Below are 15450 nucleotides of genomic sequence, written 5' to 3' on the forward strand. Positions count from 1 at the left end.
TAGTTGATCAGACAGATATCATAACCCGATTGCTATTAGAAAAAAGAGAGGATCAAAGCAGAAAAAGCCGAAATAGTAAGAAAGCTCATCAAAAGGGAGAGGTGAGAAATCGCTGTGAATCAGAGTTGATTCACAGCAGAACTACCATGGCGCTTTTTTTCCTGACTGCCGCAGGGGTGTCCGCTATGGTTTACCTTTGGCTGGCGCTCGATCAGAAACGCCTCACTTGGAAATACATTTTAAAACCGGGTACGATGCTTTGGGTGCTGGCTTTGGCTGTCACAGGTCTGGCAGAAAATCCCCAACCATTTGGATGGCTGATTTTGGTGGGTCTGATCTTCTCTGTTGTGGGTGATGTCTTTTTGATGCTTCCTTCAGATCGGTTTATCCAAGGATTGATCGCCTTTTTTGTCGCTCATGTCTGTTATGTGGGAGCATTCTCTGTTCATATGATGAACAACCCAAAATGGGACGGGGTTCTTCCTTTGCTGATTGTACTGGCGGCCTTCTTTTTTTATCTGTTGTTGCCAGGCGTGAAAAGAGAAGGGGGACGAACCCTCCCGATTGCGGTTCTGTCGTATATCCTGATTATCTCCTGGATGGTCTGGTTTGCTTGGTCAACAGGATCGCTTGTGATCTTGTGTGGTTCCCTGCTTTTTTACATCTCGGATGCGATTCTGGCGTGGAATCGGTTTATCCATCCCTTGGCATGGGGGGAGTATGGGGTGATGAGCACCTATTTTGTAGCACAAATCCTGTTGGCTTGGAGTGTTTAGCTTCAATATCAGAAAAAGCGGTCTGCACAATTGTGCGGACCGCTTTTCTTTGTTTACTGCTGTGGAATAGGAACCCCCACCTGAACCACCTGTTGAAAGGTGGGCCGATTCATCCAAGGCATCGTGGGAGCCTCTACCGCACCTAACGGCTCTTGTTTGATGCGATCTTTGGATGCATCATAAATCCATTGATCCACATTGGAGGAATCATAGGCCTTACTCAGGTGGTCTGCTGTATTCTGCAACGCTTTCCACAGATCATCGCGACAACGCTTCAGATCCCCTTCCCCACAGTAGGTTTTATGCCAACGATCCTTCACTTTGTTTCCCAACACCTGTCGAAGATCTTTTTGAACATAGGCGTAATAGCCGGCATTATAGGCTGACCCCAACCGCTGATTCGGGTGATCTTCCACTTTGGAGGGCAGTTTGGTTCCTTTAAGATCTGACCCAAATATCGTCTTTACGAGCTGTTGAAAGTAGGCATCACCGATCGCAACGGCCACGGCATAATCATACCTTCCGTCTCCTGCGAGATCCCGACGATGGCCGCCAGCCCTGACCCATGCGGCAAGGCGATCTCTCATTTTTTGCAGAACCGGATCACGATTTGGCGCTTTTTCCCCCAAAACCTTTAATACCCATGGATAAACTTCCTGCCCCTTCAGATCCACCGTAGACGCGTCGGTCATCATATTGACCATATCCGCCCGTGTCAGCCTTTCACCGGAGTCAACAGCCTTTTTTATACGCTTTTCCAGAAGATCGGAACGATGAATCGGTCCGTAACTGTATACCGAATCATTGGCCCGGAAACCCGGAGCCTGTTTGTTGTTCCAATTGACCAAATATCCTTGCGAGGGATTGACAGCCTGCGGTTGATCCTTCCCCTTCAAAAACGAGCCGGTCCAGTCATACTCTCCTGTTCCCCATGTGGGTAAATCGGGGTGGGTTCGCTTGTCCCGGATGGGACACAGACAGGACTGTTTATAGGCGATATCCTCTTGATCCACATAAAACCAGTTAAATGTGTAATTCACATGGTCAAAGGCTTCTAGAAAAGCCGTGGTTCCCTCTTTCATATATTGGGGATCATTGACCCGTTTAAAACCAATGGCGCTGTCCAATTCTTTCATATAGGTGGAACGCTGAGTAACCACAGCTACCGGTTTTCCTTTCACCGTCCCCCTTGCACTCACCGGACCATAAACCGTCCGGTTGACCTTCAGGTCCATTTTCTTTGTTTTCATGTTTGGCTTGCGATCCGCTTTCTTAACCCATGGAGTCACCGTTTGTGTATGTTGCCACGATTCCATGGGACGACATGTTCCTTTGTACTGATATCCCTGCGATTGGATGGTGGGGGAACCTCCATCCGGTTCACACAGTTTCACCACCCACTGATCCACATTATCCGCTCCGGAAGAGGTAGCTGACCAGGCAAAATCCTTTCCCCGCCCCATTTGCACATACATATTGGAGCCGGCAAAGGCCACACCACGCGCTTCTATTCCCGGTGCCTGAACATCCACCTCCATCAATAACTGTGGACTGTAATAGGCCGTTTGCGGACCAAATACCGCAATCGGTCGACCCTCCTTTGTGTGCTTTCCATCGACCAACAGCGCATTGCTCATTCCATCAGCGACCCGAAGGTCAATCGGACCCAGTGGACCGTCAATCTTCATTTCCGGCGGCTGAAGCTCTTTCAATGTTTGATCCACTGTTTTCAGATCTAAAAGAGCCGTGGAACGGGGGTCGACCTGATGTCCTTGATTGTATGGATAACGCTTTGAAATGGTGACAGGAGACTCTGCGTCCTCTGCACTGCGAAAATCTTCCCAAATCCTTTTTCCCTCTTTCGCTCCATGCTTCTTTTTCAATTGGGAAAGAAACTTCCCATTGGCGACTTCTTGTCCACCTCCCTTGCCAAAAATCCCTCCAACCAAACTGGCAATGGCCACACTGTCTTCCGGTTTCCAATCCTTCGGGCTTTTAAACAAAGCAATATATTCTACCGGGAGCTTCCCGATCTCCAATCGGGCCTTTTTGATATACGCATTTACCCCGGCCGTATAATGCTTGACATCCTCACAGATCTGAGCCCCTTCCTTCCCATCGGCACACAGATTGCGGATTTGCCGGGTGAGGTCCTCTTCCTTATACGGCGCCACTTTTAGCTGCGCTTCATCCATTTTGCGGTTCCGTTCACTTTCTCCCAGAAATTGACTCAGTTTCGCCCGACCCAAATGCCGAAGCACATCCATCATAAACAGCCGATCTTCCGCCGTTACATATCCCACAGCATACATGGCGGCTTCCCTCGTTTCCCCTTCAATATGAGGAACCCCAAAGGAATCCCGGCGAATGGTCACCCCTTCCTTGGGCGAATACGTTCGCTCCGGTTTTTCCTGAACACCGAGGGACGCTTTCTTGAAATAGCGGCTCAATTCCCCTTCCGAAATGGTGGGAGCACGTTGGATCAGCGACTTGTACATATTCGTTTGATCATTGAAGTGTTTGGGATACTTTTTGGCAATCCAATAACCGAGTGCCTCCCCAAGATTTACCCCTCCATCCTGTCCCGGAGGAAGAATATTGAGAAACCCTCCTGGATCTGACTCACTTTTGGCGGCAACCGGAGAAAAGTCCCCATGAACCATCGGAAGTACAGCGAGAACCCCCGTCATCCCCAAACAAACAACCCTTCGCAACATTTTCCGCCGCCCAAAGATTCTCAGCCCAACAATCACCGCAACGAACGAGAAAGCGCTTACAATCCACCCCAAGTGAAACAAGACAACTCCTCCTTTACTCTTTCCCCTCACATTTATTCTGTATATTTGTTATTTTTAGTATATAGTACAGGGATAGATAGTTTCAATATAATGCTATATGAAAACCATTGATGTGGTTGGAGCCGATGATGTAAATGGAAGAGTTATCTCTACAGAGCTAATTACGTGTTCCAACAAATAAACTCGGTGCTTTCATACTTAATGATATAATGTGGTTTTAATTAAAATACAAAAATAGAATCCATTTATTAATAATAAGAATAATGTGGAAAATGATGTTGAATGGAGGTAAGTATGAAGAAAAATATTAAAAGGATATTCAAGGAACTGGATGATTATGATTTAGTAAGCGTTTATGGGGAATGGATAAATGAATTGAAAGAAAGAAAAATGATAAGAACAAATAACGTTGTTGGCGAATTGGGTGAGTATTTAGCAATTAAATACTATCAAGATACTCCAGGTTTACCCAAGTTGCAGGAAGTGCCAATCGGTACACAAAACATTGATGCTATAAGTATTAATGGGGATCGGTACAGTATTAAGGCAACATCAGGAAGTATAACAGGTGTTTTTTATGGGTTAAATGACCCTAACAATCCATTTGAAAAAGACTTTACTTTGAAGAGCATTTTAGAAATGGACTGGAAAACATTCTTAAAGCATAAACGATGGCATAAAAGAACAAGAGCTTGGAATTTATCAATAAACAAACAATTATTGGCTGATTGTAAAATTATCTACCAATCAAATACATGTTGCTTCTGAAGAAAATGAAATACGTGTCCGAATTCGGACACGTATTTTTAAAATAGGATAAAGATTATCCAATACTGCCTTCCATCTCAAACTTGATCAGACGGTTCATTTCAACGGCGTATTCCATGGGGAGTTCTTTGGTAAAGGGTTCAATGAAGCCCATCACAATCATTTGGGTGGCTTCTTCTTCACTTAGTCCACGGCTCATCAGGTAGAAGAGTTGTTCTTCGGACACTTTGGAGACGGTGGCTTCGTGTTCCAGGGTAACATCATCCGTTTTAATTTCATTGTATGGGATGGTGTCTGAGGTGGATTGATCGTCCAGGATCAGTGTATCGCACTCCACTTTCGCCTTGGAGCCGTGTGCATTTTTCCCAAAGCTGGACAGACCCCGATAGGTCACTTTTCCACCCTGTTTGCTGATGGACTTGGAGACAATCGTGGACGTACAGTTGGGAGCCAGAGCGGTCACTTTGGCACCTGCATCTTGGTGTTGCCCTTTTCCGGCCACGGCAATGGACAGAACGTCCGCTTTCGCATGTTCCCCTTTCATAATGACAGCGGGGTATTTCATCGTCAGCTTGGAACCGATGTTTCCATCCACCCATTCCATATGGGCACCTTTTTCAGCAACGGCCCGTTTGGTCACCAAGTTGTAGACATTGGGCGCCCAGTTCTGGATGGTGGTGTAACGGCAACGGGCATGATCTTTGACGACGATTTCCACCACGGCACTGTGCAGGGAGTCGGTGCTGTAAATCGGTGCGGTACAACCTTCCACATAGTGAACAAAGGACTCTTCATCGGCAATGATCAGGGTCCGTTCAAACTGACCCATATTCTGCGAATTGATCCGGAAGTATGCCTGCAACGGAACATCGCATTTTACGCCTTTAGGAACGTAGATAAAGCTTCCTCCGCTCCATACTGCACTGTTCAGGGCAGCAAACTTATTGTCCGTGTAGGGTACCACTGTTCCAAAGTATTTCTTCACCAGTTCGGGATATTCTTTTACCGCCGTATCGGTATCGCAGAAAATAACCCCTTGATCTTCCAGTTCCTTTTGCATGTTGTGATAAACCACTTCAGATTCATACTGAGCGGATACCCCGGCCAGAAACTTCTGCTCGGCTTCGGGAATCCCCAGTCGATCAAAGGTATGCTTAATTTCCTCCGGTACTTCGTCCCATGAACGCCCTTGACGTTCGGAAGGCTTCACATAATAGGTGATATCGTCAAAGTTCAAGTCGTCCAGTTTACCCGGTAGAATGGAGAACCACTTGGAATTGGCGGAACTGGGCATCGGCATTTTGTAAAACTGCTCCAATGACTTCAGCCGAAAGTCCAGCATCCACTGCGGTTCATCCTTCATCCGGGAAATTTCCTCCACAATTTCCCGTGTCAGCCCCTGTTTGGACCGGAAAACCGAAACATCTTTATCATGAAACCCATATTTATATTCTGAAGAAATATCAGGCAAATTCTTGGCCATGTTCAATCCCTCCTTGTCAGGGGTGGGAGTCAACGGTTATTCGTTGACTCCTTTGCGCCTTTTTCGAGAGCTTTCCAAGCCAGCGTAGCACATTTTATGCGAGCTGGGAACTTGGTGACTCCTTGTAGCGCTTCAATATCTTCCAATGGAAATTCTTCTGTGTCAATGTCTTCCCCCTGCATCATTTGGGAAAAACGTTCAACCAGAAGCAACGCTTCATCAACTGACAGCCCTTTGACGGCTTCCGTCATCATGGAAGCGGAAGCCAGGCTGATGGAGCATCCCTCACCGAGAAATTTTGCCTCCTCAATCTTGCCATCTTCGATGCGCATCTGAACAGAGATTTTATCTCCACAGGTCGGATTATTCAAATCAACCGTCACCGACCCGTCTTCGATTTTTCCTTTGTTTCTCGGCTTTTGGTAATGATCCATAATCACGCGACGATAAAGATCATCCAAAGACATTGCTGAAATACTCCTTCGTCTTTTGTAATCCCTTCACCAGACGGTCGATGTCGGATTCGTCATTGTATAGATAGAAACTCGCCCTAGCCGTTGCCGAAACATTTAACCAGCGCATCAGCGGTTGACAACAGTGATGACCAGCTCGAACCGCAATTCCTTCCGCATCGAGAACCGTAGCCACATCGTGGGGATGAACATCGTCAATGTTAAATGTGACTAATCCCGTCCGGTCTGAGACTGGACCGTAGACCGTCAGACCTTCCACTTTTTTCATCTCTTCCAGAGCATAACGGGCCAACTGCCGATCATGAGCATCCACATGATCCATGCCGACCGATTCCAGATAATCGATGGCTGCTCCAAGACCAATAGCCCCGGCAATGTTGGGCGTTCCTCCTTCAAACTTCCAGGGGAGCTCTTTCCATGTGGATTCAAACAGATCCACATGATCGATCATCTCCCCACCAAATTCAATGGGTTCCATCGCTTCCAGAAGAGATTCCTTTCCATACAGCGCTCCGATTCCCGTCGGTCCCATCATTTTATGTCCAGACAGAGTAAGAAAATCACAATCCAATTCCTGAACATCTACCTTCATGTGAGGCACGCTCTGCGCACCGTCCACCACCAGTACACCTCCGTGCTGATGCACCATCTGCGCCAATTCCTTGATGGGAAAAATGGTCCCCAACACATTGGAAACATGAGCAATCGCCACCAACTTCGTTCGGTCCGTAATCGTCTCTTCTGCCTTTTTCAGATCGAGGGTACCGTCCGGCTCCAGGGGAAAATATTTCAATACCGCACCCGTTACACGCGCCACCTGCTGCCATGGAATCAGGTTGCTGTGATGTTCTGAAGGGGAAAGAACAATCTCATCCCCTTCTTTCAGATTGGTCCGGGCATAACTGGAGGCAATCAGGTTCAAAGCAGAGGTGGTTCCTCTGGTATAAATAATTTCCTTCACCGATTTCGCATTGATAAAGCGACGTACTTTTTCCCGTGCCCCTTCATACCCATCGGTCGCTTTGGTTCCCAGTGTATGAACGCCTCGGTGAACATTGGAGTTATACTCTTGGTAATACCTTTCCACTGCCTCAATCACTTGAAACGGCTTTTGAGACGTTGCCGAGCTGTCAAGATACACCAGTGGATTCCCGTTCACTTCCTGGTTGAGGATCGGAAAGTCCTTTGCATAACGGTTCATATTATCCCAATTTCCTTTCGATGACATCCGTCATCCGTTTTTTCAGGGACTCAAAGGGAATCGTATCCAATACCGGACCCACAAAGCCGAAAATAATCAGACGTTCCGCTTCTCTTCGGGAAAGACCTCTGGACATCAGATAAAACATCTGAATTGGGTCAATCCGGCCCACACTGGCGGCATGGCCGGCCTGAACATCATTTTCATCAATCAATAGAATCGGATTGGCATCGCCACGGGCCTCTCTGCTCAGCATCAAGACTTTTTCAGCCTGAACACCATTGGCTCTCACGGCACCTTTTTCGATTTTGGTAATTCCGTTCAAAATCGATTGGGCCTGATCCTTCATCACACCCCGTGCAGTAATGTCACTTTCTGTATGGGAGCCCCAGTGACGTACAGTGGAAGTCAGATTGGAGCGCTCGTTTCCAGCCCCCACCGTAATCGATTTAATCCGGGCATTCCCACCGTTTCCTTTCATATGCGTCGTATTGTCGGAAATCGTCCGACCCGAATTCAGATCCCCCACAATCCATTCCAGATCGGCATCCCGACCCACCACGGCGCGGCGATAAACGACTTCCGTCGTCTCCTTTTCCTCCGTATGAAGAGAGGCAATCCGCACTTTGGCATTATCTCCTGCAAACACTTCCACTGCCCCGTTAATCACAGCATCGCTGTCCGGATCGGAGACAAAATTGGCAACAACGTTGAAATGACTTCCGGATTCCCCTACAACCAAAAGATGAGGGAACGTACCCAAGCCCTTACCGGAGGCCCAGAATACAACCTGAACAGGAATATCAATCGTTACATTTTGGGGAACGTACAGAAACAATCCACCACTGACCAAAGCTGCATGAAGAGCAGACAGCTTATGCTCTTCCGGTTGAATCCCATCAGTCATAAAGTATTTCTGAACAAGGTCGGCATGTTCGCGGGAAGCCGTAGCCAAGTCGGAGAAAATCACCCCTTTGGCTTGCAGCTCCTCAGCCAACCGAAGGTAGATTGGGCTGGAGTTTTTTTGCACAAACACGGTGTCTTCTTCTTCACTTGAAATCAATTGTTGAACCTCTTCCGGCAACTCCTCCGATGAGGATACCGGATCGTGAACACTGACAGGGTCAAAAGCAGTAAAATTCCATCGGTCGATTCGAGTTTTCTCCAATCGAGGAAGTGGAAGCTGGTCGACTTGTTCCAGTGCTTTTAAGCGGCGTTTCAGCATCCATTCGGGTTCTTGCTGGGACTGGGAGATTCGGGTGACGGCCTGGCTGTCAAATAACTGTTCCGTATCAATGCTCATCAGGACACGCCTCCTCTTTACGCCTTGCTCTCAACGGTTTCGTCTTCAATTCCCAGCTCTTCTTTCACCCAGTCATACCCTTCCGCTTCCAGCCGTTCAGCCAACTCAGGACCTCCGGATTTCACAATCCGACCCTGCATCACTACATGAACAAAGTCCGGCTTGATATAATTTAGCAGCCGCTGATAGTGGGTGATAATCAGAAACCCGGTTTCAGGATTACGCATGGAGTTTACCCCATCGGCCACCACTTTGAGGGCATCAATGTCCAATCCGGAGTCAATCTCATCCAAGATGGCCACACGTGGCTCTAACATCATCATCTGCAAGATCTCGTTACGCTTTTTCTCCCCGCCAGAAAAACCTTCATTCAAGTAGCGGTTGGCAAAGGATTCATCCATGCCCAGTTGATCCATTTTTTTGTCCAGCTGCTTGATAAACTTCATAATGGAAACTTCATTTCCTTCACCACGCTGGGCATTTACAGCGCTGCGCAGGAAGTCGGAGTTGGTCACACCACTGATTTCACTGGGATATTGCATCGCGAGGAACAATCCCTTGCGGGCGCGTTCATCCACTTCCATTTCCAGGACATCTTCTCCGTCCAAGCGAACATCGCCCTTGGTTACTTCATAACGGGGGTGCCCCATCAGCGCTTGAGCCAAGGTACTTTTTCCCGTTCCGTTGGGACCCATGATGGCGTGAATTTCTCCACCCTTCAGTTCGAGATTCACACCCTTGAGGATTTCTTTCTCCTCAATGGAAACGTGCAGATCTTTTATTTTGAGTTCAGGTGCTGTCATTCTGCATTCCTCCATAATTCTCTGATCACCATCTATCCTGATCAAACCGAACCGAAATGGCTCCGTTTGCAGATGTCGAGGGATATGGTACGATAGGGCGAAAAGAGACGATATTTAGACTGATTATCAACTGATTCTCATTTTATTCTATATTAGTTACTGGAGCGATTCAAGGCTTCCACCCCCCTAGATTTGTGCTGTATACGTTTATGATGAGGAAAAAACAAGGGAGGGACTGCTGTGCGCCTAAAAGACAAATCTGTTGTCTGCTTCGTCGATCACGAGTTTGAAGACCTGGAACTCTGGTATCCGATCATCCGGCTTCAGGAGGAAGGAGCCACCGTTCACCTGGCAGGACCTCAGGCCAAAACCGGTTACAGAGGGAAATACGGTGTTCCCGCCACCTCCGACAAATCCTATGCCGAACTGGACTCAAACGCGTACCATGGTGTCTTGGTTCCCGGTGGCTGGGCCCCAGATAAGATCCGACGTTCCACGGAAGTGTTACAATTTGTCAGGGAGATGGATCAAGCGAAAAAGCCCATTGGACAGATTTGCCATGCCGGATGGGTTTTAATTTCAGCCGGAATCCTTGCAGGACGAAATGTGACATCCACACCGGGAATCAAAGATGATATGACCAACGCTGGAGCAAAATGGGTCGATGAACCGGTTGTTATAGATCACAATCTGGTATCCAGTCGTCGTCCCCCTGATCTCGCTTTGTATGCCAAAGCATTCTGCGATCTGTTGGCAAAACAATGACAGATCAACCCATCCGGTGTATCCAGTGTTTTAAACAGCGTCCTGGCGGACGATGTGAATTCTGTCCGCTTCATAAACAGAACCGTTCCCTCTATCGTCATGTGGGAGACGGATGGTATAGGCGGGTGAGCCCTCTGGAAAACACAACTCCACCTCCTTCAGAATCACCCCATAATCCAGACAAGAAAAGATAAAAGGATTTGTCATCCCAAAAGGGATGACTTTTTTCATGTATAGAAACAGGATTCCCGGTTACGTTATATTTCAGTAGAAAATCCAGAAAACGGAAAGGGAATCAGTCATGGAAAATATTTCGAACGCCTCCATGGTCCAAGAAGAGGTCATTGATGACTTTAACTGGACCGTAAAAGGAAAAGAGATTGGTATTGTCTGGCGTTATACGGTATGGGAAACTTATGATGATGCTGGCAACAAATACTGGATGGAAACCAGTCACGGAATGTTGAATCTGTATTTTTTCTCCATTCCCTTGATCGGGGAAGAGCGGCACCTTCCGAATCTCCCCAGTTCTTTATAAAAATATCCCTGTCGGATCACAGACAGGGATATTTTTATAATAACATCAATGAATCGGGAAACACCGTAATGGACAAGGGAGTCTTTCCAATCACCTCACCGTCGGCGTGAACAATGAGGGGAGGGTCCGTCTGCAAGGTTACTTTCCTTGCCCGGTGCACCCTTACGGAAGGGTCTTGAATATGTTTACCCCGATACACAGAAGGAAACAGTTTAACCAATTGCATGCGGGAAAGATCCGTCACACAACAAATATCCAGGTGACCATCATTCGGTGCTGCTCCGGGACAGATATTCATCCCTCCGCCATAATTGGGGATATTGGCTACTGCAATTAACCAAACCCGTTGATACTCATACGTTTCTCCATCCAATGTCAATGAAAGCTGGGCCGGCTGATAGTTTCGCAAAGCTTGCATAAATCCCAGCAAATAAGCAAACCGTCCCATTCGCCGATTAAACACAGAGTCATTGATTACCTTGGCTACCTGACCATCAAAACCAATCCCTGCAAAGCCGATCAAAAACCGTTTTCCCATCTTGGCTGTATCGATTCGATAAACCTGATGTTTCAGCACCCGTCTCAGCGCTTGTACAGGCGAGGAAGGAATCGCATGGGCCAGGGCAAAGTCATTTCCGGTTCCGGAAGGGATATAGCCCAGGGGACGGTCTGTACCAATCAGGGCATTTCCCACTTCATGCACCGTTCCATCCCCTCCGATTGCGATCACGGATCGAATATGCGGAAGGTGCATAGCCAACCGGGTCAATTCGACAGCATGTCCCGCAAACTTTGTAAAAAACACTTGATGGGCAATCCGATACTGCGAAAGCAACTGCTGAACCTGAAACCAGACCCGTTCTCCCCGTCCATTCCCGGAAGCCGGATTGACAATAAAGATATACATCATCCACCTCCGGCTTTTTCTTTCTCCCATGAACGATAGAGCGATCGGGTTAAACAGAGATACAATCCGGGAAACCAACGACGGAATCGCATTGCCCACCGATAATTGGCAGGGATTACCTTAAATCGGGGACGTTCGATCAGTCCAACGGCATGGCGGGCCACCGTTTTTGCATCCAACATTTGGTTAAGCAATGACGGCGGAAAGCATCGTGACGGGTCTTCTCCGTTAAAAAATGAAGTCTGGACCGGTCCTGGACATAATAACCCTACCTGAATCATTGGAGCAAATTCCAGGTGAAGGGATTCAGTAAATCCTACCAGCGCAAACTTGGAGCCCACATATGGAGCCAGATTGGGAGCTCCGGAAAGACCCGCCACAGAAGCGATATTAATGATCCTTCCTTGCCCTTGCTTCAAGAAATGCGGCAAAAGGGACAATATCATTTGAACCGCTCCCAGATAATTTGTCTCCATCATTGCCCGATATTCATGAACAGAAGATTCCAAAGCTCCACCAAAAGCCCCGAATCCAGCATTATTTACCAGTACATCCACCCTTCCAAACCGGCGTATGACATTGGTTACCAATTCATCCACTTCATCCTGCTGGGTAAGATCACAGGTAAACCATTCACCGGTTCCCAATTCGTTTTTCAATTCTTCCAGTGCTTCCCCGCTTCGAGCCACCATCAGTGGGAAATCCCCCCTTTTCCCCAACTCCCTAACAACCTCTCTACCAATTCCTCTGGAAGCTCCTGTGACCAAAACAATATCTGACAATGCTTACCGCCTCCCGCATTACGACATCGGTACCTGTGGGAGGATCTTCCCGTCAATCCGCTGAAAAATATCATCCAAGTCCCGACCGGTAATCGTTAGGCCATGATTCTTTAGACCCACCACCGCACGGGAGGGGTCCTCTGCCCGGCGAATCTGTTCAGCCACTGCTTCCGCCAATTGCACGGTTCCACATGGATAGTTAATTTCAGTTGAAGGAATCCCTTCCATCCAGGCATGAATGTGTACAATCGCTCCCACTTCAGGATGCTCTGTGTAAATTTTCCAATGTTCAATTGCATCCACAGATGCGCGCTTTGGTTCAAGATTAGAGGGAACACTGATTTCCATTGCAGGTGTCCGTTGATCAAAACCTTTAATCAATAGGATGTCCCGACCGATTTCATGAAGACTTCCTTTATTAACCCCTCTGGCGCTCATCCAAAAACGGTTTCCTTCCTTACGGGCACTTAAATTTCCATAGCTGAGTCCCCCTATTCCATAAAGACGTTGTATATGCCGATAGGCTCTCTCCGGCAACATTTCCTCAATGGGAAACGGTGCTGGCAACAGATTGAGTTCATCCAGCTTTCTCCCAGCCCAGCTAATCTGCTCTGTCACTTCATCTCCATCCCATAGTTCTTCAGGCAAATCAGGATAAAACGTGTTGTCAATCACCAACTGGGATGTTGCCAGCGGACGCAAACGCTCAAAAACCCGTTGAAAAAAGCCTTCCTCCTCCATGCTTCCAATGATGGGGTAACATCCCTGTTCCAAGGTAATAAAGTAGGTTTCGGGTTCTCCATTGGATGCATCCTGATAAATCATAAGATTGCCCAGCGATTGAATCAGAATGGGGTAAGCAGCATGCAGGATGCTGTCGGTTGACTGTTTACTTTCCGTCACAGTGACCACAAACGTCCCTTTCCCCCTTCGTCGAAAATGACGCGGAGAGTCCGAATCGACAAAATGAAACACCAATTGAACATCTGGTTTTATATCCGCATCATACTGATATCCATGTCGTTCCATCTCCTGTTTGATCCCCATGGCAAAGGGTTTCATTGTGTTGCTCCAATCCCCTGCGAAGGAAAAGGTATGCATAGATGCTTCACTCCCATAGTAGGATTTAGCTCTATTATTTCCAAATGGTGGGTATTTATAAATAAAGCGTCTTTATACTTTTTCCCTTGTTTTCCTCCCGAATGAATTTCCTTCCATTCGGACAGATTAAGAAGCAAATTGATTCCAGGAAGGCAGGGGTGGACATGGGTTTTTTCAAAAAAATGCTGAATAACAACCGACGCTCCCTTACCAGTCAGAGAGCAAAGGATTTCATACATGAAGGACAAAAAGTTTCCCCTTCCATTGAAGAAAATGTCGCCTATATTCAAGACGCCATGTTCCATACAGCCGACTTAAAAACGCGGGAGATTTCCTTTAACGGAAAAAGAGGAGTCCTCATCTTCCTTAATACCACTGCTGACTTTACCAAAATCGAACAGTGCATTCTGACCCCTTTATCCCGGACTACAGGGGAAAAACCTCTTGAGGAGGTCATTACCTCTCCATCGGTTGAGAAAAACGATGATTTAAACAAAGTGATCAAAGAAATGATTCACGGCCGGGTAATCATATTCTTTGAAGGAATGAAAGCGTATTATGTCGTAAAAGCTTATGCCATTTATAAACGGGAAGTGAGTGAGCCCTACAATGAAAAAGTGATTCGGGGCTCCCACGAAGGATTTGTGGAAAACCTAATCGTCAATATCCACTTGATTCGCAAACGGATCGAAAGTCGCCACTTGTCGGTGAAATATCATACTGTGGGAAAAGATACGAAAACCAAGATGGCCATTATCTATATGCAAAACCTGGCCAATCCCGATGTGGTTCAGGAAGTTGAGCGCAGAATTCTGTCCATTGATGCCGACAGTATTCTCTCACCCGGTTTTGTAGAAGAGTACCTTGAAGGCAGAACCTATTCTCCCTTTCCACAAATGTTAAACACCGAACGCCCAGATCGGGTCATGGGCAACCTGATGGAGGGAAGGGTTGCTATTATCATGGAAGGGAGTCCATCAGCTCTGATCGTACCCGTTACCTTTTCAGCCTTTTATCAATCCCCCGATGATTACAATTCCAGACCGCTCGTCTCCTCTTTTTTTCGACTGATTCGTTTTTCCAGCTTTCTTGCAGCCCTGCTGCTGCCTTCTTTTTATATCGCTGTTATCTCATTTCATTATGAAGTGGTTCCTTCCGCCCTTCTTTTCCCAATGAAAAGCAGTGTGGAATATGTCCCTTTTCCTCCCTTAATGGAAGCATTTCTGTTGGAAGTCATTATCGAGCTGATTCGGGAGGGAGGGATTCGATTGCCTTCCCCTGTTGGGCAAACCATTGGAATCGTGGGCGGTCTGGTTATTGGACAATCAGCCGTACAAGCGGCACTGGTCTCCAACATCATGATTATCGTGGTCGCCGTCACCGCCATCTCCTCCTTTGTCGTCCCCTCCAATGAGATGGGCGGATCAGTGCGAATCCTTCGTTTCCCGATGATGGTGTTGGCCGGACTGTTCGGATTTTTGGGGATTATGACAGGTTTGTTGTTAATCCTGATCCACCTGACTCGACTGGAATCCTTTGGAACCCCTTATTTTTCACCTGCCATCCCGTTTCGGCTGAAGGATATGAAAGACACTATCGTCCGGCTGGCCGTCTGGCAGCTAAATGAACGCCCAGTAGACGCTCAACCGCAACGCTTAAATCAGGAACGCTATTCAAGGGGCTGGAAACGAAATGCCAAACGTAAAAAATAGCATCACACCCGGCGTGACCCATGTTTTTTATTATCAAACC

The 15450-nt window shown here is 47.3% G+C and carries 14 protein-coding genes; 5 read left to right on the top strand and 9 right to left on the bottom strand.

All coding sequences use genetic code 11. The annotated features are described in order from the left end of the window. Positions 1-185: 185 nt before the first annotated feature. Positions 186-776 carry a lysoplasmalogenase gene (locus FN782_RS09755; RefSeq protein WP_185956190.1) on the top strand — a complete coding sequence of 197 codons (591 nt, stop codon included), beginning with the start codon at positions 186-188 and terminating at the stop codon, positions 774-776. Positions 777-829: 53 nt separating this feature from the next. Here the strand turns inward: FN782_RS09755 and FN782_RS09760 are convergent, their stop codons facing one another. Next, complete coding sequence (locus FN782_RS09760) at positions 830-3574, bottom strand: penicillin acylase family protein (RefSeq protein WP_142505614.1); 2745 nt, start codon at positions 3572-3574, stop codon at positions 830-832. Between the two features lie 294 nt (positions 3575-3868). On the opposite strand from FN782_RS09760, the gene FN782_RS09765 reads away from it, so the two are divergent. Then, on the top strand, positions 3869-4342 hold the full coding sequence (locus FN782_RS09765) for a hypothetical protein (RefSeq protein ID WP_246064913.1): 474 nt from the start codon (positions 3869-3871) through the stop codon (positions 4340-4342). A gap of 55 nt (positions 4343-4397) precedes the next feature. Here FN782_RS09765 and sufB read toward each other — a convergent pair whose 3' ends face one another. From sufB to sufC, 5 genes are read right to left on the bottom strand one after another with little or no spacing between them, the layout of a single operon-like run. Next, positions 4398-5825 (bottom strand): Fe-S cluster assembly protein SufB, encoded by a 1428-nt coding sequence (gene sufB, locus FN782_RS09770; RefSeq protein ID WP_142505616.1) that lies wholly within the window; start codon positions 5823-5825, stop codon positions 4398-4400. Positions 5826-5854: 29 nt separating this feature from the next. Continuing rightward, a complete protein-coding gene (sufU, locus tag FN782_RS09775) occupies positions 5855-6301 on the bottom strand; it encodes a Fe-S cluster assembly sulfur transfer protein SufU (protein ID WP_142505617.1) in 447 nt (148 codons plus the stop codon). After that, positions 6279-7499, bottom strand: a complete 1221-nt coding sequence (locus tag FN782_RS09780; protein ID WP_142505618.1) for a cysteine desulfurase — start codon at positions 7497-7499, stop codon at positions 6279-6281. Before FN782_RS09780 ends, sufU begins: the two co-directional genes overlap by 23 nt. A 1-nt stretch (position 7500) precedes the next feature. Next, on the bottom strand, positions 7501-8802 hold the full coding sequence (gene sufD / locus FN782_RS09785) for a Fe-S cluster assembly protein SufD (RefSeq protein ID WP_142505619.1): 1302 nt from the start codon (positions 8800-8802) through the stop codon (positions 7501-7503). A gap of 17 nt (positions 8803-8819) precedes the next feature. Next, on the bottom strand, positions 8820-9605 hold the full coding sequence (gene sufC, locus FN782_RS09790) for a Fe-S cluster assembly ATPase SufC (RefSeq protein ID WP_142505620.1): 786 nt from the start codon (positions 9603-9605) through the stop codon (positions 8820-8822). Between the two features lie 240 nt (positions 9606-9845). Between sufC and FN782_RS09795 the strand changes: the two genes are divergently transcribed. Both FN782_RS09795 and FN782_RS09800 read left to right on the top strand, forming a co-directional pair. Continuing rightward, the gene (locus FN782_RS09795) at positions 9846-10370 is read left to right on the top strand and encodes a type 1 glutamine amidotransferase domain-containing protein (protein WP_142505621.1); all 525 of its coding nucleotides are present in this window, start codon (positions 9846-9848) and stop codon (positions 10368-10370) included. Between the two features lie 301 nt (positions 10371-10671). After that, positions 10672-10908, top strand: coding sequence for a hypothetical protein (locus FN782_RS09800; protein ID WP_185956191.1), 237 nt, complete (start codon positions 10672-10674; stop codon positions 10906-10908). A 34-nt stretch (positions 10909-10942) separates the two neighbouring features. Here the strand turns inward: FN782_RS09800 and FN782_RS09805 are convergent, their stop codons facing one another. From FN782_RS09805 to FN782_RS09815, 3 genes are read right to left on the bottom strand one after another with little or no spacing between them, the layout of a single operon-like run. Then, on the bottom strand, positions 10943-11815 hold the full coding sequence (locus FN782_RS09805; RefSeq protein ID WP_185956192.1) for a diacylglycerol/lipid kinase family protein: 873 nt from the start codon (positions 11813-11815) through the stop codon (positions 10943-10945). Continuing rightward, on the bottom strand, positions 11815-12597 hold the full coding sequence (locus tag FN782_RS09810; RefSeq protein ID WP_142505624.1) for an SDR family NAD(P)-dependent oxidoreductase: 783 nt from the start codon (positions 12595-12597) through the stop codon (positions 11815-11817). The genes FN782_RS09805 and FN782_RS09810 overlap by 1 nt, the downstream gene beginning before the upstream one ends. An 18-nt stretch (positions 12598-12615) precedes the next feature. Further along, positions 12616-13698, bottom strand: a complete 1083-nt coding sequence (locus FN782_RS09815; RefSeq protein ID WP_142505625.1) for a class II aldolase/adducin family protein — start codon at positions 13696-13698, stop codon at positions 12616-12618. Between the two features lie 164 nt (positions 13699-13862). Between FN782_RS09815 and FN782_RS09820 the strand changes: the two genes are divergently transcribed. Then, positions 13863-15410: a spore germination protein gene (locus FN782_RS09820; RefSeq protein WP_246064914.1), complete on the top strand. Its 1548-nt coding sequence runs from the start codon at positions 13863-13865 to the stop codon at positions 15408-15410. Positions 15411-15450 lie beyond the last annotated feature (40 nt).

Origin of the sequence: Melghirimyces algeriensis, assembly GCF_900182565.1 — a bacterium.
In the GTDB taxonomy this organism is placed as follows: Bacteria; Bacillota; Bacilli; order Thermoactinomycetales; family DSM-45169; genus Melghirimyces; species Melghirimyces algeriensis.

Coding starts and splice junctions, on each gene's coding strand:
- FN782_RS09755 (WP_185956190.1), top strand. CDS start 186: ATGGTTTACCTTTGGCTGGCGCTCGATCAGAAACGCCTCACTTGGAAA.
- FN782_RS09765 (WP_246064913.1), top strand. CDS start 3,869: ATGAAGAAAAATATTAAAAGGATATTCAAGGAACTGGATGATTATGAT.
- sufB (WP_142505616.1), bottom strand. CDS start 5,825: ATGGCCAAGAATTTGCCTGATATTTCTTCAGAATATAAATATGGGTTT.
- FN782_RS09780 (WP_142505618.1), bottom strand. CDS start 7,499: ATGAACCGTTATGCAAAGGACTTTCCGATCCTCAACCAGGAAGTGAAC.
- sufD (WP_142505619.1), bottom strand. CDS start 8,802: ATGAGCATTGATACGGAACAGTTATTTGACAGCCAGGCCGTCACCCGA.
- sufC (WP_142505620.1), bottom strand. CDS start 9,605: ATGACAGCACCTGAACTCAAAATAAAAGATCTGCACGTTTCCATTGAG.
- FN782_RS09800 (WP_185956191.1), top strand. CDS start 10,672: ATGGAAAATATTTCGAACGCCTCCATGGTCCAAGAAGAGGTCATTGAT.
- FN782_RS09805 (WP_185956192.1), bottom strand. CDS start 11,815: ATGTATATCTTTATTGTCAATCCGGCTTCCGGGAATGGACGGGGAGAA.
- FN782_RS09815 (WP_142505625.1), bottom strand. CDS start 13,698: ATGCATACCTTTTCCTTCGCAGGGGATTGGAGCAACACAATGAAACCC.
- FN782_RS09820 (WP_246064914.1), top strand. CDS start 13,863: ATGGGTTTTTTCAAAAAAATGCTGAATAACAACCGACGCTCCCTTACC.